Below are 21,017 nucleotides of genomic sequence, written 5' to 3' on the forward strand. Positions count from 1 at the left end.
ATGGTTATTGTTTTTAAAGTGAATAGAAAGTTCATTTTATTTGATTAAATAAAACTGTTCGGATAATTAATAAACAAAGTTAAGCCTATAAAAGGTACGTTGTACCTTTTATAGGCTGTTTGAGATGGGTGAGGGGTTTATTAAGGCTAAGTAAACTCAGCCTTAATAGCGTGTTTTTACAATTGGTTTTTATAAACAACACCGGCTTTCATTACAAAGGGTACAGACTCTAAGGTTTTAATGTTTTTAAGAGGGTTTGCTTTTACAGCAATTATATCAGCTGCAAATCCGGTTTTAATTTGTCCTAACTGAGTATCCATTTTTAATAACTTAGCGCTATTAATAGTGGATGCTTGAATGGCTTGTAGTTCTGTCATGCCAAATTCAACCATGCGGCTAAACTGTTTTGCATTATCCCCGTGCGGGTAAATTGCTGCATCAGTCCCGAACACCATTTTAACACCCGCTTTTACAGCACGGCTAAAGCTATCACGCTGCCTTTTTGATACTTGGCGTTCTTTATTTAGATTTTCTTCGTCTACGCCATTTTGCTCGCCATAAGTTAGCGTGTATTCGGTGTTATAAATATCCATAGAAAGCCAAGTTCCATGCTCTTTGGCAAGGGCTATGGCTTCGTCATCTAAAAAGCTGGCGTGCTCTACGCTATCAACACCTGCTTTAATGGCTGTTTTAATCCCGCTTGTACCGTGTGCATGAGCTGCAACAGGTAAATCTCGCATATGGGCTTCATCAACAATGGCTTTCATTTCTTCAAAAGAATACTGCTGTGCACCTACTTTAGTCCCTTTTGAAAATACTCCACCTGTGGCGCAAAACTTAATAGCGTTTGCCCCGTATTTAATGTTTTCGCGTACTTTTATACGCGCAGCCCATGGACCGTCTGCGACACCACTTGAAGTATATTTAAGCTCAGGAGGTAATCGGTTGTTATCACAGTGCCCGCCGGTAATTCCGAGTGATGGCCCCGCAGCCCAAATACGAGGGCCAACTATGTCACCCGCATTTATGCCGTCACGCACCGCTATAACGCTGTAACCTTCTGCGCCAACATTACGAACTGTTGTAAATCCGGCTTCTAAGGTTTTTTTAGCAAAATGAGCCGCTTTAATCGCCATTCTAGGTACTGACTGGCCTAAACGTTCACTGCGTGGAACCGTTGGGTCACTTGTTAAATGCACGTGCATATCCATTAAGCCAGGCATAAGTGTTAGCTCCGGCAACGCAATATGCTCATCATTTTTAGAAAGTGTCGGTTTTTTGTTTTGTTCAATTGATACGATAACCCCGTTATCAATAGCAATTAACGGCGAGCGTATTAACGTGCCGTTTTCTACATCTAACATTGCTTTAGCTGATATGTAAGTAACAGCTTGTGCATTGAAGCTGTTTAGGCACAGCAGGGCAATGGAAGCACTGAGCAATTGTTTTTTCATTTTATTCTTCTTTTAGAGAAGTTAGAGTATTTATTGACTCTACCAAGGTAAATTTAAAGTGCAAATAAATAGCGATAAACGCAATCTATCGTAATTACTTTATTAAGTAAGGCTTAATGCGCATAATCAAAAAACGATATTAAAAAGGATTATCATGAAATCAATTAAATTAGCATTAGTTGCCAGTGGCGTTATGTTTGCTTTAAGTGGCTGTATGAATACTGAGCTTAGTACACACACTAACACCAGTGCGCAGCTAAACACAGTTAACGCATCGGCAGGTATTGTTTCAGAGCTTTCGGCAGAGCAACAGCTCGATGTACTTGTTGCACAGTATTACGATGAATCGCTTACATATAGCCCTATAAGCGCAACGTATAGTGGCCGTAACGAGTTTAACGATCAATTTACGCCAGAAATCTCAAAAGAAAATAGAGCAAAAAAAGCGGCTTTTTATAAAAAATATCAACAGCGATTAAACTTTGTAGATAAAGCACAGTTAACAGGGCAGTCGCTTTTAAGCTTTGAAATATTAGAGCGCGACCTTGCACTAAAATTAGAGGGCATGCAGTTTCCTAATTATTTATTACCAATTAACCAAATGGCGGGTGCGCATAACACGTTTGCAGGTTTTGGCTCAGGTCAAAGCGCTCAGCCGTTTAATACAGTTGAAGATTACACTGCTTTTATGTCGCGCAGTGAAGGTTTTGTTAAGTGGCTTATTAGTGTAGAGCGCTCAATGGCGCAAGGTATTAAACTAGGTATTACCTTGCCAAAGCCTCTGGCTGAAAAACTGCAACCACAATTTGCGGCTCATGTAGTTAAAAATGCTGAAGACTCACTATTTTGGGGACCAATTAAAAAATTACCAGAATCGTTTAGCGCACAGCAAAAGCAAAAAATTACAGCGCAGTATCGCGAACTGATTATGCAGCACCTAGTACCAGCTTATAAAAGCATGAGTGACTTTTTAGCTAATCAGTATATTCCTAATAGCCGAGAAAGCGTTGGTTATAGTGACTTACCAAACGGTAAAGCGTGGTACGTATACCAAATTAAGAAAAACACGACGCTTAGCTTATCTGCAGACGAAATTCATGAGATTGGTTTAAGTGAAGTGTCGCGCATTTTAAGCGAAATGAAAAAAGTAAAAGAAACCGTAGGTTTTAAAGGCGAATTGTCTGAATTTTTTGACCACTTACGTAATTCAGACGAGTTTTACTACAATACGCCACAGGAGTTAATTGCGGCATATGAAAACGTTAAGAAAAAAATAGATGCTCGTTTGCCTCTGCTTTTTAACATAGCACCAAAAGCACCTTACGTTGTAAAAGCGGTTGAAGCATACAGAGCGCAGTCGGCAGCAGGTGCGTCGTATGCATCTCCTGCACCTGATGGCTCTCGCCCAGGCATTTTTTATATCAATACGTATAACTTAAAAGCACAGCCGAAATTTTTACTCGAAACCTTATCTATTCATGAAGCAGCGCCAGGACATCACTTTCAAATAGCCCTGCAACAAGAAATAGAGGGCTTACCTGATTTTCGCAAATTTGGTGGTTACACCGTATTTGCAGAAGGTTGGGCACTTTACGCAGAAAGTTTAGGCAAAGAGCTTGGATTATTTACTGACCCCTACATGTGGTACGGGCGTTTATCAGACGAGCAATTACGCGCAATGCGTTTAGTGCTTGATACTGGTTTTCATGCAAAAGGGTGGACGCGTGAGCAGGGAATAGATTATATGCTTGCTAACTCATCTATGGCCAAGAGCGATGTAATTGCAGAGGTTGAGCGATATATTGCATGGCCAGGACAAGCGCTTTCTTACAAGTTAGGGCAATTTAAAATCCAAGAACTACGTGATTATTCTAAAAAAGAACTCGGCGATAAATTTGATATTAAAGCGTTTCACACGCAAATATTAATTGATGGCGCATTACCAATGCCAATCCTAGAGGAAAAAATTAAGCGTTGGGTTAAATCTCAAAGCTAATTTGTAGCGCAAAGCCAGTACTTTGAAAGGGTATTGGCTTTGCGCCATTTGCAGCAATACGGTAGAATGCGCGCTCTTTAGGGGGCACGAGTAAACTATGTTTGATCAACAATTAGCAAATACACAATTTTGGCTTAAAAAAAGCTTAAGCGACATGAGTCAAAACGAATGGGAAGCCATTTGTGATGGATGCGGAAAATGTTGTTTAAATACGTTTATTGATAGCGAAGATGAAGACGAATTTACCGCCACCGATCAGTTACGTGAAGGTGAGCAGTTAATATTTACTAATATTGTGTGCCAGTATCTTGATAACAACACCTGTGGTTGCAGCGAGTACGAAAACCGCCAAACGCTTGTTCCTTCTTGTGTAAAACTCACAAAAGAAAACCTCAAAGACATCTTTTTTATGCCGCAAAGTTGCAGTTACCGCCGTTTACACGAAGGGCGTGGCTTGGCTTCTTGGCATCCGTTATTAAACAATGGCGATAAAACAAAAATGCACGAGTTAGGGATTTCTGTAAAAGATAAAACAGTAAAAGATTGCGATGTGAAGCTAGATGACTTTGATTTGTACATTGCAGAGTGGCCAACAAAGGACGCTGATTAATGAGCAAACAACAAGCGGTAATTGGTTTAATTAATCCTAAAAGCCCGACTAATGTTGGTGGCGTATTGCGTGCTGCAGGGTGTTACGACGCTAAACAGGTTTTCTTTACTGGTAATCGTTATTTAAACGCCAAGAAATTTCATACCGACACAAAAAATGTACTTGAGCGTATCCCGCTTACCGAAACTGATAGTTTAGAAGTAGTAAAGCCACAGGGTGCTACCGTTGTTGTTATTGAACTTATTGAAGGTGCAACGCCACTTCCTGAGTTTAAACACCCTGAAAACGCATTTTATATATTTGGTCCTGAAGACGGCTCAATCCCAAAAGATATTTTAAAGTGGTGCGATGAAGTTGTTTATATTCCCACTATTGGCTGCATGAACTTAGCGGCTACTTGTAATGTGGTTTTGTACGATCGCTTAGCTAAATTAGGCGGCGTTGAGAGCAGCGATACAACAATTATAAGCTCGCGCGATACAAATAATAAAATGAAATGGGAAAAAGCTGATTAGTTAACCTTGCTTTCACGCTTACTATAGAGCCTTGGTTGCGCATAGCTTATAATGCGCAACAACATTACCTATATTCTATAAACACTCTTTTTCTGTTAAATCCTTACCCACTTAAATCATGCAAAAAATTCATTTTTAACTAAGCTTAAATAAATTAAGACATTTTAAGATATTACAATGCGTTGGTTATTTTTATTAGTTCTATTATTAGCGAGCAACCTTAGTTATTCAGATTCAATAGTTGAATATCATCTAAAGGGTAGTCATCAAGTTGTAAACGGTTACAACCATAAATCGGGCATATTTTTTGAGTCTAAAACTCCCAAGCAAACACTTCATCTAGCTACTCTCGACTGGCCTCCATATATTGGTAGTAATTTATGTAATAAAGGGTGGGTTTATCAGTTTTCTATTGCCTTATTAAATAGTAAGGGCTACAGCGTATATATTGAATTTTTGCCTTGGGCAAGAGCTGTACGAAATGTAGAACTAGGCAAAGCTGATATATTAATGCCTGAATACTTTATAGAAGATACAGCCCCCTCTGATTATGTTACTGGCAAAACCCGTCGAGAATTACTTGGTTTATCTAATTCGTTTAAAGGTGGCGAAATTGCATTTTTAAAACGAAAAGGTGATAAGGATCGTTTTACTGGAAATTTAAAGTCGCTCAAAGGACAAAAAATTGGGGTTGTTCGTGGGTATCAAAACACACCTGAGTTTGATGCCATGATGGATAATAATGAGTTTGAAATTATTACCTCTGTTGATGATTTACAACTTGTTCAGCTACTGGTTGCTAAGCGTGTTGATTTGATTATAGGCGATCCCGACGTTTTAAAGTTCTCAGTTTCTTACTCCTCTTTGAGTAAATCTAAAAAACACACCTTGCTTTCATCCATTGAAATAGAAAACATCCCTTTGCAATACAACCCTTTATATTTCGCTATTAGTAAGCTTACACCTAACTGGCTTTTAGTATTAGAGGATATAAACGAAGGGCTTTATCAGTTTCATAATAGTGGCGAAATAGACCGAATTATTAGTGCGATCAATACGCAATGTGAACAACACCGCTGGAACGTTCCACAAGTACGCTGACTAATTTATATTTAAACATGTAAAATCGTTTTCAACTTGTTAATGGAGTGAAAACGACGTGAGTGAAATAAATACAAACCAATCATTCGCGGTCAACGAACAGCCAAATAAAAATTATCTGTTTCCACTGACTGCAATGACGACCCTATTTTTTTTATGGGGTTTTATTACTGTTTTAAACGATGTACTAATACCACGCTTAAAAGGCGTATTTGATTTAAGTTTTTTTGAAGCGATGCTAGTACAGTTTTGCTTTTTTGGTGCTTATTTTATTGTTTCTATCCCTGCGGGGATTTTAGTTAAGCAGTTTGGATACAAAAAAGGGATTTTAACCGGTTTAATTGTGGCTTCAATTGGGTGTATGTTGTTCTACCCTGCTGTTGTTGTACATGAGTATTGGCTATTTTTAGGCGCTTTATTTGTTCTTGCATCAGGTGTAACAGTACTCCAGGTTTCTGCAAATCCTTATGTTGCAGCTCTTGGGCCTGAAAAAACAGCTTCATCTAGGTTAAATTTAGCACAAGCTCTTAATGCACTCGGCACTACAGTTGGTCCGTACGTTGGTGGCATACTATTTTTTGGAACCGCAGGTACATTAGCGGCTTCTGCAGCAACTGCTGAATCGGTAAAAGTGCCTTACTTAATGCTTGCCGGTGCCTTATTACTTATCGCTATTATATTTGCCTTTATAAAGCTTCCAGAAATTGAAGCCCATAAAGAGGAAAATAATGCTGCAGTAGAATTTCGTTCATTAACTCAAGCACCGCACTTAACTATGGGTGTACTTGCTATATTTTGTTATGTAGGCGGTGAGGTTGCCATTGGCAGCTTTTTAGTTAATTATTTTGGTGAGGCACACATAGCAGGACTTGAAGAGCACACTGCAGCAGCGCTTATTAGTTATTACTGGGGCGGGGCAATGGTAGGGCGCTTTATTGGTTCTGTATTATTACAAAAAATAGCACCTTCAAAAGCCATCGCATTTAATGCATTTAGTATTATTACACTCTTACTGATCACTATTTTTACTCAAGGTGACGTCGCTTTATATTCAGTATTGGCAATTGGTTTATTTAACTCAATTATGTTCCCGACTATATTTTCGGTTGCTATCGAGCGACTAGGATCATTGACCAGTAAAGGTTCTGGTTGGTTATGCTTAGCTATTGTAGGCGGTGCACTTGTGCCATTACTCCAAGGCTTTATAGCCGATACAGTAAATATACAACAAAGCTTTTTTGTACCAATGGTGTGTTACATATTTATAGCATGGTACGGATTAAATGTTGTTCGCTTAGCAAATAAGTGGCAATAACCGCTTAATATTAAGTGACTGAATACGTATTCAGTCACTTATAAAGCTACATTTAATAGGAACGTTCCATAAGTAATTAATATAAGTCACAATTTATTTCAATATTAGTCAGTTACCCCCTAAAGCCTTTTATTTTTTAATCCTTTATCCTTATTTTTATCTAATAATCTAGTCGCAAGCCTTATTAATTAAGACATTTAACTAAATTTTTGCTAAAACTGTATGGATAATAACGAAAAAATAATAAAAGGGCTTATATGCTTAACTCGTTAAAATTTACTTCCAAAGTGACTATTGCAGCCTCTTTAATTTTAGTTTTGGTACTAGGGTTATTTACTTTTAATAACTATATTGCAATGCGCAAGCAAACCGAGCAGCAGTTAAGTCTAGTATTACAACAAAATTCTGAATCTGTGTCGCAAAATATAGCGAGTTGGTTAAATGCAAAGTTGGCAATTGTTATATCAATTGCTAAAACGCATAAAGCGAATGATTCTAAAGCTCTCACCCTTTCACAATTAAATACAGCAGAGCTTGCCGGAAGCTTTAAAAATACTTACATAGGTAAATCTAGCGGCACGTTTATATTAAACGATCAATCAGTCGTTTTACCTGCTGATTTTGATGCGACTTCTCGTCCTTGGTATAAATTAGTTGAAAACAAATCTAATACTGCTTTTACGACTCCTTACATAGATGTAACAACTAATGAGCTTACAATTTCAGCAGTAGTGCCTATGTTACAAAATGGCCAATTTGGTGGCGTTGCAGGTGCCGATATTGATATGCAAACCGTGACTAAAATTATTAACGATATTGATTTTTTAGGTCTCGGTTATGGTTTTTTACTCGATAACAAAGGCCAAGTGCTAAGCCATCCAAATGCGAAGTTAAATTTAAAAAACACATCAGATATTTTTGGCACTAATACACCTTTGCAAAGAGAGTTTACCCAATATGAGATAAACGGAGAGTCTAAGCTTATCTCATTTACAAAAATAAGCGGTATTGAAAACGTAGATTGGTACCTAGGTGTCGTTATAGATAAAGATAAAGCGTATGTCAGTGTTTCTAACTTTGGCCAAACTGCGGCTGTTTTTATGGTGATAGGGATCATTACTATCATTATTATGATGCAGCTTTTATTACGCTATTTAATGCAGCCTATGAACCGTTTAAACGATGCCATTAAAGATATAGCACAAGGCGAAGGCGATTTAACAAGGCGCTTAGCCGTTGAAAATGATGATGAGTTTGGCGAGTTAAGCCATTCGTTTAATATTTTCATCGAAAAAATTCAGCATTCAATAGAGCAAGTAAAAGACTCCACAGAGCAATTAGATACAGCTATTGAGAGCTTGGTATCACAAACACATTCATCGCTGTCTATGTATGATGACCAAAGTAAACGAACCGATAGTGTTGCAGCAGCTATCAATCAGTTTTCAGCTACATCAATGGATATTTCAAATAATGCAGAGAGTGCATCGCAACTTGCTAAAAATGCAGATGAGCACTCAACTCAAAATCAAGAAGCATTAAGTCACAGTGTTGCAACCATCCACCAGCTTTCGGCTAATATGGAGAAAGCTCAGCAAACTATAAACAGTTTAAATACGCATACAGCTAGTATTGGCCAAGTGCTTGAAGTTATTAAAGGTGTAAGTGAGCAGACGAATTTATTGGCACTTAATGCCGCAATAGAGGCTGCGAGAGCAGGAGAGGCAGGACGCGGTTTTGCCGTTGTAGCAGATGAAGTACGCCAATTAGCACACCGCACTCAACAATCAACGCAAGAAATTGAAGACACCGTGAGCCAGTTACAAAAAGGCTCAAACCTTGCTGTAGAGCTTATGAAAACAAGCCTTCAAGACAGTGAAAAAAGCGTACAACAAGCAGATGCCGTCGGCAATTTAATGAGTCATGTTATACAATCTATTAAGCAAATTAACGATGCAAATCATTCTGTGGCCAGTGCAACCGATGAGCAAAACCAAGTTGTTAAGTTATTAGATACTGATATTCGAACAATTAGTGCGCTTTCTATACAAGGCAAGGCTAACTTAAATGACACGCTTAACGAATGTACCAAACTAAAACAGCAGTTTAGTGCCTTAGAAAATATGGTTCAAAAGTTTAAAGTATAAAATTAATGACTAAAAAAAATGTGAATAAACCAAATTGGCTCAGTCTAATAAATATCGACAGTGTTTATAGCTCAGACATGCAACGCAAAGCGTTTTCTTTATTTACCATGATTGGGATATCAATTGTGGTGATCGCAGTATTAGTGTTTTTGAATTATAAGGTTTACTCACCGATACTCACAGCTTTATTAATTATCGTTAACATTACAAATATAAGCTGTTCTATATACTTTATAAAAACGGGTAATCTTCAAGTAGTGGCATTAATAAGTATGAGCATTGTGTGCATGATGTTTGTTGCACTTGTTTATACCGGCGGTAAAGACAACACCGCGCTATATTGGCTAATGTTTTATCCTGTAGTGACGTTTGCATCTTTAGGGGTTAGATTAGGTGCTTGGTTAGGTTTTACTTTACTGTTTTCTTGTCTTGTTATTTTATACGGCCCTGACTTCGGTCAAGTTAGCTATGGCGACGTAGAAAAAGCACGATTTATAGCGTCCTTTTCTATGGTGTTTTTATTCTCATTTATTGGTGAGTATTTTAGGTATAAAAGCCACATGGCTATTGCTGATATTACGCTAGAGCAAAAAAAAGATGCTTATACCGACCCCCTTACTGGTATAGCAAACAGACGTTTTATTACCTCTCATTTTTTAAAGCTTGCCCAAACTCGCCCAGAGCAGTACTTACCTTTTTCAATTTTGTTAATTGATTTAGATAACTTCAAATCTTTAAACGATACGCATGGACACGATTTTGGTGATACAGTATTGATTGAATTTACCAAGCTCCTTGAATCTCAGTTTTTAGCAACTGCGTTAAAGGCCCGTTATGGAGGTGAGGAGTTTGTTGTTATTTTACCGCAGGTTACTGTTCCTACAGCCACTGTAATAGCAAACAAATTTCGAGAGGCTGTTGCAGGGCATGTTATATTTACTGATGACAAGCAGCGTATTTCAATCACCTGTAGTATTGGTATTTCCCAAGTAAATAAAGTAACTGATTATGATGATTCGTTAAAACAAGCTGATGAAGCTCTTTATAGTGCAAAGGCTGCTGGTCGTAATAGTGTCGTCTCGAACTAGTTGAAGGATTAATATGTCTCAAAGTAAATTAATATATGTTCATGACCCAATGTGTAGTTGGTGTTGGGGTTACTCACCAACCTGGCTTAAGCTAAAATCAGAGCTTGCTGGTAAAGTGGCAATAGAATATAGAGTAGGTGGCCTAGCACCCGATAGCCAAGACCCAATGCCACAAAATATGAAAGAGATGCTTGAGGGGACTTGGCATAAAATTTCAGCGCAGCTAGGCACTCAATTTAATTATGATTTTTGGCGCAATTGCCAGCCAAGGCGTTCAACGTATCCCGCATGTAGAGCCGCACTTATAGCGCGTAAAGCGGATAAAGAAGCTCAAATGGTGGCTGCAATTCAAAATGCTTATTACCTAAATGCGCAAAACCCGTCAGATGAAAGTACATTAATTAGTTTGGCTGAAAAGATTGGCTTAGATAAAAATGAGTTTACCGTGCAGCTAACGTCAAGCGAGCTTAATGATGAATTTAAAGCTGAGTTATCCTTTGTTCGTACACTACCAATCCAAGGTTTTCCCTCACTAGTGCTTATTAAAGGTAATAAAGCATACCCAATTGAAATAAATTACACCGATTGGCATTATTCCCTTAATCAAATTAATTCAATTTTAAAATAATCCAGCCTGTTTATAGGGCATTTGGCTAACAAATGCTCTTATCATCTTAAAAACCCCCTCGTAAGTCTTAATTATTACCACTGTCATAAAATCGACTTTTTTGCGCAACATCCTTGTCATGTTTCATCTATAAACTCCTGCTCATTGAAATTATTAAGCCATAAATTATTTATATAACAAAGTTTATGACCTAAAAAAACAAACTAGCAAATCCGCTAACTAACGAGTAAAGGTGTATGCGATGAAAGGCGTTAAACCATTAATCTTAGCTGGTATTGTGGCCGCAAGTGCAGCAGTACACGCAAACGATTTAGATAAGGTTATTGATAAAAGCAGTGAAATTAATAAATCAGCTGCGCAATCACAAACAAAAATAGACAAGATTGCAGATTCAATGCAAGGACGTTTACAGCAATTTAAAACCCTCAATAAAGAAATTGATGGTTTAGCTGTTTACAACGCTCAGCTAACTAAACAGTTAAATAATCAAGTAGAAGAGATGGAATCTTTAAACCTGTCTATGGATCAGGTTTCTATTATTGAACGTCAAATTACGCCGCTAATGCTTAGAATGATTGAAGGCCTTGAGCAGTTTGTATCTTTAGATATTCCATTTTTAGCTGATGAGCGCACTAAGCGTGTTACATCTTTAAATGAAATGATGAATCGTGCAGATATCAATTCAAGTGAAAAATTTCGCCGTGTACTCGAAGCCTATCAAGTAGAAGTAGACTACGGGCGCACTATTGAAGCCTATACCGCACTTTTAAACGTGGATGACAAAGAGCGTGAAGTCGATTTTTTACGCATTGGCCGTTTAGAGCTTATTTACTTAACACGCGATGGTAAAAAAGCAGGTAGTTGGAATGCAGATACAAAATCATTTGAAGCATTACCAGACTCTACAATAAGCCAAATTAATAAAGGCTTACGTATTGCGCGTAAGCAACTTGCCCCAGATATGTTAACTCTGCCAGTACATGCAGCAGAATAAGAGGTTAAAAATGAAATTGTTTACTCAAATGACAAAAATAGCTCTTTTTGCTGCAAGCCTAAGCATTACTGGTGCAAGTATAGCGGCAGAGCCAATGAACCTAGATTCATTACTTAAAACGCTCGAAAATGGTCAATCAGCTCAAAGCGAGCAAAATAAGCAGCGCGAACAAGAGTTTACTGCTCGTCAAAACGAGCAAGTACAAACGCTTAAAAATACCCAAGCAAAGCGTAATCAAATGCTGGTGGAATCTGAGCGCTTAGAAACGCAGTTTGAAGAAAACGAAGTTAAACTTGCTAACTTAACAGACACGCTTTCTAAACGTATGGGCTCACTAAAGGAGTTATTTGGTGTGTTACAGCAAGTAGCGGGTGATTCTAGCAATAAGTTTGCAACATCAATTATATCTGCCCAGATTGATGGCCGCAGTACGTTTATGGATGACCTTGCTCAAAAAATGGGTTCAACTTCAAAACTTGCTTCAATAGAAGATATTGAAAAAGTATGGTTTGAACTACAGCGCGAAATGACCGAGCAAGGCAAAGTAAGTCGTTTTAACGCAAGTGTCATTGTTGAAGGCGGTACTAAAGCACAGCAAGAAGTTGTGCGAGTTGGTGCATTTAACCTTATATCAAACGGTAAGTATTTAGAGTTTAATTCCTCGACTAATTCTTTGAGTGAATTAACTCGCCAACCCGTATCGCGTTTTACCGCAACGGCAGACGATCTTCAAAGTGCTAAAAGTGGTGTAGTGCAATTTGCACTTGACCCAACAGGCGGCTCTATTCTTGGTTTATTAGTTCAAGCACCCGATACACAAGAACGTGTTCATCAAGGTGGGACTGTTGGTTATGTGATTTTAGGCGTGGGTGTTATTGCACTACTTATATCACTAGAGCGTTTTTTCTCATTATTGATTATGGGCGGTAAAATTCGTCGTCAGCTTAAAGATACAGTTGCACGTGATGACAATCCGCTTGGACGCGTAATGAAAGTAAAAGATCAGTTCCCAAGTGTTTCACACGACACACTTGAGCTTAAATTAAGTGAAGCTATTTTACGTGAAATGCCAAAAGTGACGCGTAATTTAACACTTATCAAAATCATCTCTGTTGTTGCACCGCTGTTAGGTTTATTAGGTACGGTAACAGGCATGATCAATACATTCCAAGCAATCACCTTATTTGGTACTGGGGATCCTAAGCTTATGGCAGGTGGTATTTCTCAAGCACTAGTAACAACGGTACTAGGCTTAGTGGTAGCAATACCAACGGTATTTTTATACACCTTACTTAATACGCGCGCTAAAAATATTTTGTTAACTATTCAAGAGCAGAGCGCCGGTATTATCGCAGAGCGTAGCGAGAAGGGAGCATAAACCATGGTGCTATTGATTGATTCAATCAATGCTATCCGTGATTTTCTCGACACTGGTGGCCAAGTTCTCTTGGTCATCGGGGTGTTAATCTTCGCGATGTGGTTATTGATACTCGAGCGATTTATTTACTTTTTCAACGGTTTTCGAAGCTATAAACAGGGTGTGAAAACCGATTGGATTAACCGTGCAGAACGTAATAGTTGGAACGCAGAGCAAATACGCGAAGCGATGATATCGCGAGCAGGTATGCGCTTAAACACCAATCTTTCTTTGATTAATGTGATGGTTGCTTTGTGCCCACTACTTGGTTTGTTAGGCACTGTAACGGGCATGATAGAAGTGTTTGATGTAATGGCAATAACAGGTACAGGGAGTGCGCGTTCAATGGCATCAGGGGTATCTAAAGCGACTATTCCGACAATGGCAGGCATGGTAGGTGCGTTATCTGGGGTATTTGCCTCAACGTATTTACAACGAAAAGCTAAGCGCGAAGTAGAACTACTACAAGACAGCATGGTTTTAGACCATTAAGCAAAATTTTGATGAGCGGCTCTTATAAAGCCGCTCATCCTAGGAGAATAAAAATGAGAGCCCCGTTAGGAAACCTATTTCAAGAAGACGAAGCTGAAGAAATAAACATGACCCCAATGCTAGACGTTGTATTTATCATGCTTATTTTCTTTATTGTAACTGCCTCTTTTGTTAAAGAAGCCGGTATTGATGTTAACCGCCCAGAAGCCGCAACTGCTGTGAAAAAGGAGCGTGCAAATATCCTTGTGGCGATTTCAGATACAGGTGAGATTTGGATTAATAAACGTCAAATTGATGTACGCGCAGTACAAGCCAATATCGAGCGTTTAAAAGCAGAAAATCCACAAGGTAGCGTTGTGATTCAAGCGGATAAAAAAGCCACTACCGAAATGTTAATAAAGGTGATGGATGCCTCGCGCGCGGCGGGCGCATTTGATGTATCAATTGCCGCACAAGATGCGTCTTAAGGGCTAGTTATGTTGCGATATTTAGTTGCATTAGTGATAGCCGGTGTAGTGACCTTTATGTTGTTTTTAGGCATGCAGGCACTGATTACTGGCGGTGAAGGCGCTATGTCGGATCCGGTAAAGGGTAACGTACTTGATTTTGTTCGCTTGAAAAAAGAAGAAACCGTACAAAAAAAAGAGCGTAAACCTCAAAAACCACCAACACCAAAAGAGCCGCCACCACCAATGGAGTCGCCGCAAATGCAAAACAGCGATGCGACAGCAAATGCTAATAACTTTGATTTTGCTGCCAATGTAGATGCAGATGTAAATTTAGCGGGCGGTTTAGCTCTAGAGACAAGTGACGGTGAATATTTACCGATTGTAAAAGTGGCCCCAGTGTATCCGCGTCGTGCGTTATCTCGTGGCATAGAAGGCTACGTTATTGTTGAATTTACAGTAACTAAACAAGGCACAGTGCGTGACCCACAAGTAATTAAAGCACAGCCTGAGTCACTGTTTGATAGAGCCGCGATGGATGCAGCACTTAAATTTAAATATAAACCACGTGTAGTAAGCGGTGAAGCCGTTGAAGTAGCGGGTGTTCAGAACAAAATATCTTTCCAAATTAGCGGTTAATTTAGTAACTAACCACGAGTAAACGGACAGAAATGCGAGGCGATTATGAAACCATTTATTAAATCAGTTATGAAATTAAACCCTACGGCTAAACTTTTGAAAGTGACTTTATTTTGTACCGCTGCAGTAAGTACAAGCATTGTAACTCCAAGTGCTTTAAGCCTGATACCAGGGCTAAATGTAGCTACGGCACATGCAGAGTCAGAACAAAAAACTAAACGTGTACCAGCGCTTCGCGAAAAGGTCTACAGCCAACTCGCACGTGCACAAAAACTCGCTGATGATGGCGATGTTAAAGCAGGCCTTGAGGCGCTTGACAGTATTAACGAGCGCTCATCGAGCATGAACTCGTACGAAATTGCGATGATGCATAATTTTTATGGGTTTATTTATTACAACGAAAACGATTTACCAAAAGCGATAGCTTCGTTTGAAAAGGTCGTAGCAGAGGAAGCCATTCCTGAGTCGCTTCGTTTAAGTACTACCTTTAGTTTAGCGCAACTAGCTATGGCTAATAGTGATTACACTAAAGTTATCGCATTTTTAGATGACTGGGACACTATCAACACTAAGCCTAAAACAGAAGCTTATTACTTGTTAAGAGCCCAAACGTATTATCAGTTAAAAGATTATGAGAAAGGGCTTAAGTATATATCTCAGGTTATTGCACTGAGCGATAATGAAGGCAAAGCGCCTAAAGAGAATTGGTTAGTGCTACAACGTGCCATGTACTACTCACTTAATCAAACAGGTAAAGTAGTTACTGTACTTGAGCGCTTAGTAAAACTTTATAACAAGCCTGAGTATTGGGTACAGTTATCGGGTATGTATGGCGAAACAGGACAAGAAAAACAACAGTTAGCCGTAATTGAAGCCGCTTATCAGCAAGGATTTTTAACCTCTAAATCTGATTTACGCCAATTAGCACAAGTGTATTTATATAACGGCTTAGCATTTAAAGCCGCAGACGTTATGAGCGATGCGATTGAAAAAGGGATTGCAGAGCAAAACGCTAAAAACTATGCCTTTGTAGCAGAGGCGATGATCCAAGCAAAAGAAGACGAAAAATCAATAAAATACTTTGTAAAAGCAGCCGATTTATCACCCAGTGGTAAATATGACCAACGCTTAGCTGAAGTATATGTTAATACTGAGCAATACGAGGAAGCGGCCGACGCAGCGCGTAAAGCACTTAATAAAGGTTCACTTGATTTTGAATCAAATGCATTTGTTGCCTTGGGTATGGCTCAGTACAACTTACAAAATTTTGATGCATCAATTTTAGCGTTCGAACAGGCAGAAAAACATAAAAAATCACAGCGTTTAGCGCAGCAATGGATTAAATATGTAAAGCGCGAGAAAGTGCATGCAGAAACACTTAGAACAGCGTTACTGTAAATTTTACTAATTCCTGCAAACGTATAAGTAGGAATTATAAAGCCATTTCATAATCGCAATACCAAACCGCCTCATGGCGGTTTTTTTGTTGCTATAAAAAGTAACCAATTGATTTTATGAAAGTTAACATTGTCATTTTATGTTTATTAAAGTGTAACTTCATTGTCATAACACTCCCGTATTGTACTTCGTATTCGATAACTCAAGTGACCTTAATGCATGAGTATCGTGCCTTAAAGTGACTTAAGTTATTACTTAAAGCGCTAACACAATAATTAAATACTTTTACGGAGTGAACAATGAAATTATCTGGCTTATTCAAAATCAGCTTAGTGACTACAGCAATAACATTGGCTGGTTGTGGCGGTGGTGATATTAACGTTACACCGACTACAGTTGATAACAGTGTAGACAATTCAGTGACTAACCCAGGTGGTGATAATGGTGGCGATACAATAAGTTGTGCCACATACACATTAGATGGAGCTACATTTACGGGTGAAGCAGAAGGCATTAACTGTTTATACAGCCAAGCATTTGCAAGTAATGCAAAAGAAATTACAAGCTCTTTTGTTATCCCTGCGCTAGACGATGGCGGTGCCCATGTATTTGAAGGTGCTTTATTTATTGGTGACGATGTAGACACATCTACTGGCGCCACTATTGATGTTAATGGCCCAACATTGTCTATTGAAGCAGGCGCTACCATTGCGTTTACCAAGCCAGAGAGTTTTATTCGTATTGCTCGCGGTGCAAATATTGAAGCAATTGGTGAAGTAGATAAGCCAATTATTTTCACAAGCATTAAAGAAGTTGATGGTGATGATTCTACCACCGCTCAAATTGGGGATTGGGGTGGTGTTCAGGTAAATGGACGTGGTCATTCTATTCGTTGTACAGCAACAGCTGCGGCACAAGACATGTGTAACCACTCAGCTGAAGGTATTGTATCTTATTACGGTGGTAATGATCCGCAAGATAGTAGCGGTATTCTAAAGCATATTGTTATTAAGTATGCAGGATTTGGTGTTGAAGGTGATGAGCTAAATGGTTTAACACTAAATGCTGTTGGCTCAGGCACAACAATTGATTATGTCCATGTACATAATGGTTTTGATGATGGTATAGAGCTCTTTGGTGGTAGTGTTAACCTTAAACACATCGTTGTTACTGATACAGGCGATGATGGTATTGACTGGGATGAGGGTTGGAAAGGCTATGGACAGTACATTCTTGTCCGTTCAAATGAATATGGAAATCATGGTTTTGAAACAGATGGCGCAAAAGTTGATCCATTATCTGCAGACGCACAAGATTTAGTAACGACTGTTTCTAATCCAACTATTGCTAATGCAACCGTTGTTACTACTGGTGACCAAGGTGCTGAAGGGCGTCGTACTGGTGCCGGTATGGAAATGAAAGAATGGGGTAAAGCGCAATTAGCTAATATGCTGTTTGTAAACTCATCATCTGTAGATGGTGCTGGCTGTTTTGATTTATATAATGAAAAAGATAAATCAGGAGATGCTGGTGTGCATGCCAATGCTAACAACGGTGATATCGCATTTATGAGTTCAATATTTGCGTGTGGTAAGAATTTTGAAGACGTAAATACTCCTTTAACAGGCGCGTTAGCAAGCTTTGATATCAATACCTGGTTTACTGGTGGCGAAAATAACCAGCTGATTGGTTTTGCTGATTTTGCAAATGTGCTTGGTGCTGATGGTGTTTCAACTGCAGCAACTATTACAGATTCACAAGGTACTGCGGTAGCTACAACAGCTAAAGACATGAGTGAGGTTGACTCTTTCTTTACTAACGCAGGCTACATTGGTGCACTTAAAGAAGGTGAATCAAGTGAATGGGCTGATTTTGTAGCTGCATCTTTACAACGCGCTAGTAATTAATCTAGACCGGCTCTAATTATAAGGCGCTCTGGCGCCTTTTTTAAGGGAATTTTAGGTTTAGAGGATATAAATATGAAACATCAAAAGCAGTTTAAAACTAATCTAATAACGTTATCTCTGCTCTCCCTTTTTTCTTCATTTAATTCTTTTGCTGAACAGGCACAAGAAATAATCAATGAAGAAGCGATAGAAGAAGTTGTTGCAACAGGTACACGCCTTAAAGGCAGTGCTAGTGCCGTAATTGATGAACGTAAAAACCAGGCATTTGTTGCTGATATAATGGGTTCAGAGCAAATATCTAGAACAGGTGATAGCGATGCCGCTTCTGCACTTCGCCGTGTTACAGGCTTATCGTTAGTTAACGATAAGTTTATTTATGTACGCGGTTTAGGTGAGCGTTACTCAAGCGTGCGTTTAAATGGCGCGGTTGTTCCAAGCCCAGATCTGACTCGAAATGTAATTCCACTTGATATTTTCCCATCAAGTATTATTGAATCTTTAGCTGTTCAAAAAGCCTATTCGCCTAATATGCCTGCGGCTTTTGGTGGTGGTGACGTTAATATCAGGACGAAAAGCATTCCAAGTGATACTTTATTTAAAGTTGAGATTGGTGCTAGCTATAAAGATACAAACGATGAAGGCTACACATACAATGGCGGCAGTGACGACTGGTTAGGTAAAGATGATGGTACACGCGCATTACCTGGAGCCGTTAAAACGGCGCTAAATACCTATATCAATGGCTTGTCTGATATCTCATACAGAAATATAAGAGATGTCGAGTCAAGACGTCAGGGGGCTGATATTGGTCAAGCAGCTGCAATAGACTTAAATAAAAGTTTATCAAAAGCACTACCAAGAGATTTTGGCTTAGAAAAAGAAAGCTTAAACCCTGATGCAGGCATTAAAGCTGTTTATGGCGACCGATTTGATAACTTATTTGGCCTAGACGGATCTTTTGGTTTCTTAGCATCAGTTGCTTATGAAAATGAATGGTCTAATGCAGAGAAGTTTAGCGCAGTACTTTCTTCTGTTGACGCATCTGAATCTGAATGTTCAAAAGATGATTTTACTTGTTACTCTGCCACAGAGAAAGAAGTATCAACCAAGCATAATATAAAATTAAATAGCTCTCTAAATTTAGGTTATAAAATTGGCGGCCATGATTTAACAGCTACCTATATGATGCTACGAGATACTGAAGATGAAGCTTCTGTTTCGCTTTACCAAGAGCCTTCAAAGTCATTAAGCATTGATGCTGGGCAATTACAGCGAAGCCACTTAACCTCTTTTGAGGAACGGGAACTTGAAATACTTCAACTTCGTGGAATGCACAATTTAGAGTGGAGTTTTCTTGAAGGTGTCGGTGTAGATTGGCAATACACTGATTCAACAGCGACGACGAGTATACCCGGCGAGCTTGAAGTAACGGTGCGTGATGAGTACGCCGATGGCGAATATCAACGTACTTTTTATAATGGTAGCTTAGGTGGCAACCCTTATTTGTATCGATTTGTTGAGCTAGAAGACGATGTAGAAAACTGGGGCGTTAATATTAACAAAGTTTTTTACTTTGAGAACGCCGAAGTTGAAATCGCGGGTGGCGGCTATTTTGTTGAAAAAACGCGTGATTACCGCACAGACTTTTTTAACTATCGTTTTAGCCAAACACAGTCTTTAGATTTAGCACAAAGTGAAGAAGAAGCACTGTCAATTGGTAGTTTCTTTGCAAATGATGCTGTGATCGATTCAACGGATTTAGAGTTATTGTTTCAAGAACCTACAGCCGATGATTACTTAGCAGCGCAAATGATTGATGCTTATTATGGCTCTTTTGATATCACTTTTGCTCAAGATTGGCGTTTAAGTGGTGGTGTGCGTTACGAGGATTTCCGCCAAGTTGCCCTCGCTTTTTCTCGCTCAGCATTCGATCCTGCTTTATTGGCAGATAAATTAAGTGCAGATGCAATAAAACAAGCAAGTGTGATGGAAGATGAGTATTTTACTTCATTATCCATGACATACAGTCAGCAGTCGTACCAGGTTCGTTTTGGCTATGGCAGCACGGTTGTTCGTCCTGACTTGCGTGAGTTAAGCCCTGTTCAATTCCAAGATCCGTTGACCGGTTATCGAACGCTTGGTAATCCATTCTTAGAATCTAGTTACCTAGATAACTTTGATGCACGTATCGAATTTTATATGGACAATGGTGATAACTACTCAGTTGGCGCATTCTATAAAGATATAGATAACCCAATCGAAGCATTATTAACCGAAAGTGACGGCCGTTTTACGCTGCAGTTTGACAATGCAGATACAGCCTATGTTTACGGTATAGAAGCAGAATGGTTAACTGAGTTGCATAGTGATTTATTAGGAGGTGCTTTTTTTACTTCTGGTAATTTAACAGTAAGTGATTCAGAAGTTGAAATTGCACAAGAGCAGCGCGCTGACCTTACTAATCTAAAGCGACGCATGACTGGCCACTCAAAGTATGTTGCCAACTTACAATTGAATTACGATTCGCATGATGGCATGCACCAAGCTTCAGTTATTTATAACGTATTTGGTGACCGTATTTTAGCTGCGGGTGTTAACAATTTTGATGACGCTTACGAACAACCTTTAAACTCGTTAGACATGGTTTATAGTTACTACCCAACGTTCAATACTACATTAACACTTAAAGTGAAAAATATGTTGGGACAAAACTTTGAAGTAGAACAAAATGATGTGCTAATTCGTTCTCAAGAAACGCCTAGAGAGCTGAGTTTAAGCTTTAGCTATGAGTTTTAAACCCCTTGAACGACTAAAATAAGCCGTTACAACCTAGCCCTGCCATATGTAGGGCTTTTTACTACCTCAGTTTT

General features: G+C 38.9%; 17 protein-coding genes. 16 read left to right on the forward strand and 1 reads right to left on the reverse strand.

Annotated elements, in window-relative coordinates; all coding sequences use genetic code 11:
- Positions 1-176: 176 nt before the first annotated feature.
- Positions 177-1,454 (reverse strand): amidohydrolase family protein, encoded by a 1,278-nt coding sequence (locus GQR54_RS04175; RefSeq protein WP_166376637.1) that lies wholly within the window; start codon positions 1,452-1,454, stop codon positions 177-179.
- A gap of 154 nt (positions 1,455-1,608) precedes the next feature.
- Between GQR54_RS04175 and GQR54_RS04180 the strand changes: the two genes are divergently transcribed.
- The 16 genes from GQR54_RS04180 (at position 1,609) to GQR54_RS04255 (ending at position 20,943) form a co-directional block, all read left to right on the forward strand.
- Positions 1,609-3,450, forward strand: a complete 1,842-nt coding sequence (locus GQR54_RS04180; RefSeq protein ID WP_166376638.1) for a DUF885 domain-containing protein — start codon at positions 1,609-1,611, stop codon at positions 3,448-3,450.
- A 97-nt stretch (positions 3,451-3,547) separates the two neighbouring features.
- Positions 3,548-4,060 carry a YcgN family cysteine cluster protein gene (locus tag GQR54_RS04185; RefSeq protein ID WP_165727974.1) on the forward strand — a complete coding sequence of 171 codons (513 nt, stop codon included), beginning with the start codon at positions 3,548-3,550 and terminating at the stop codon, positions 4,058-4,060.
- Positions 4,060-4,575, forward strand: coding sequence for an RNA methyltransferase (locus GQR54_RS04190; protein WP_166376639.1), 516 nt, complete (start codon positions 4,060-4,062; stop codon positions 4,573-4,575). Before GQR54_RS04185 ends, GQR54_RS04190 begins: the two co-directional genes overlap by 1 nt.
- Positions 4,576-4,752: 177 nt before the next feature.
- Positions 4,753-5,676 carry a transporter substrate-binding domain-containing protein gene (locus GQR54_RS04195; RefSeq protein ID WP_166376640.1) on the forward strand — a complete coding sequence of 308 codons (924 nt, stop codon included), beginning with the start codon at positions 4,753-4,755 and terminating at the stop codon, positions 5,674-5,676.
- 58 nt (positions 5,677-5,734) lie between these two features.
- Entirely contained in the window at positions 5,735-6,991 is a 1,257-nt protein-coding gene (locus GQR54_RS04200; protein ID WP_166376641.1) for a sugar MFS transporter, read from the forward strand.
- A gap of 257 nt (positions 6,992-7,248) precedes the next feature.
- Positions 7,249-9,138 (forward strand): methyl-accepting chemotaxis protein, encoded by a 1,890-nt coding sequence (locus GQR54_RS04205; protein WP_166376642.1) that lies wholly within the window; start codon positions 7,249-7,251, stop codon positions 9,136-9,138.
- Between the two features lie 5 nt (positions 9,139-9,143).
- Positions 9,144-10,226: a GGDEF domain-containing protein gene (locus tag GQR54_RS04210; RefSeq protein WP_166376643.1), complete on the forward strand. Its 1,083-nt coding sequence runs from the start codon at positions 9,144-9,146 to the stop codon at positions 10,224-10,226.
- Between the two features lie 13 nt (positions 10,227-10,239).
- Positions 10,240-10,854, forward strand: coding sequence for a DsbA family protein (locus GQR54_RS04215; protein WP_165741236.1), 615 nt, complete (start codon positions 10,240-10,242; stop codon positions 10,852-10,854).
- Positions 10,855-11,095: 241 nt separating this feature from the next.
- Complete coding sequence (locus GQR54_RS04220; protein ID WP_008169959.1) at positions 11,096-11,848, forward strand: DUF3450 domain-containing protein; 753 nt, start codon at positions 11,096-11,098, stop codon at positions 11,846-11,848.
- A gap of 10 nt (positions 11,849-11,858) precedes the next feature.
- On the forward strand, positions 11,859-13,226 hold the full coding sequence (locus GQR54_RS04225) for a MotA/TolQ/ExbB proton channel family protein (RefSeq protein WP_166376644.1): 1,368 nt from the start codon (positions 11,859-11,861) through the stop codon (positions 13,224-13,226).
- 3 nt (positions 13,227-13,229) lie between these two features.
- Positions 13,230-13,757: a MotA/TolQ/ExbB proton channel family protein gene (locus tag GQR54_RS04230; RefSeq protein ID WP_024593980.1), complete on the forward strand. Its 528-nt coding sequence runs from the start codon at positions 13,230-13,232 to the stop codon at positions 13,755-13,757.
- A 53-nt stretch (positions 13,758-13,810) separates the two neighbouring features.
- Positions 13,811-14,224 carry a biopolymer transporter ExbD gene (locus tag GQR54_RS04235; protein WP_004334764.1) on the forward strand — a complete coding sequence of 138 codons (414 nt, stop codon included), beginning with the start codon at positions 13,811-13,813 and terminating at the stop codon, positions 14,222-14,224.
- 12 nt (positions 14,225-14,236) lie between these two features.
- Positions 14,237-14,842: an energy transducer TonB gene (locus GQR54_RS04240; RefSeq protein ID WP_197192959.1), complete on the forward strand. Its 606-nt coding sequence runs from the start codon at positions 14,237-14,239 to the stop codon at positions 14,840-14,842.
- A gap of 69 nt (positions 14,843-14,911) precedes the next feature.
- The gene (locus GQR54_RS04245; protein WP_166376688.1) at positions 14,912-16,240 is read left to right on the forward strand and encodes a hypothetical protein; all 1,329 of its coding nucleotides are present in this window, start codon (positions 14,912-14,914) and stop codon (positions 16,238-16,240) included.
- 299 nt (positions 16,241-16,539) lie between these two features.
- Entirely contained in the window at positions 16,540-18,147 is a 1,608-nt protein-coding gene (locus GQR54_RS04250; protein WP_166376646.1) for a hypothetical protein, read from the forward strand.
- 72 nt (positions 18,148-18,219) lie between these two features.
- The gene (locus GQR54_RS04255; RefSeq protein WP_166376647.1) at positions 18,220-20,943 is read left to right on the forward strand and encodes a TonB-dependent receptor; all 2,724 of its coding nucleotides are present in this window, start codon (positions 18,220-18,222) and stop codon (positions 20,941-20,943) included.
- The last annotated feature ends 74 nt before the right edge of the window (positions 20,944-21,017 follow it).

Origin of the sequence: Pseudoalteromonas sp. Z9A4, assembly GCF_011378845.1 — a bacterium.
In the GTDB taxonomy this organism is placed as follows: domain Bacteria; phylum Pseudomonadota; class Gammaproteobacteria; order Enterobacterales; family Alteromonadaceae; genus Pseudoalteromonas; species Pseudoalteromonas arctica.